The organism is Salinimicrobium oceani, assembly GCF_012037645.1.
On record NZ_JAAVJR010000928.1, the window covers coordinates 1 to 388 of the forward strand.

The following is a 388-nucleotide window of genomic DNA, read 5'->3' on the forward strand; positions in this document are numbered from 1 at the left end:
TACAACTTTGCAAGAGAAGATTTCAGCTGGAGTACAGATTATGTCTTCACCTACAATGATAACGAGGTGATCAATATCAACAGTGATACACCGCTAACTACAGGAGGAATTGGACTAAACTACAATCTTGCGCGCATTCAGCCGGGATATCCAATCAACGTTTTCTACGGGTTCGTTCAGGATGGAATTTTCCAGACGCAGGCCGAGATCGACAATGCCGCAGTGCAATCTCCCGGAACGAATCCTGCGACCAGTACAGCGCCCGGAGACATCAGGTTCAGAGATCTTAACAATGACGGAAGGATCACAGATGATGACCGTACCTTTATAGGAAACCCAAACCCCGATTTCACGTTCTCGCTAAACAACACCTTCAGATATAAGAATT

1 pseudogene is annotated in these 388 nt (G+C 45.6%); it reads left to right on the forward strand.

What is annotated here, in order from left to right:
- Nucleotides 1-388, forward strand: a pseudogene (locus HC175_RS20105) (SusC/RagA family TonB-linked outer membrane protein); the annotation flags it as partial.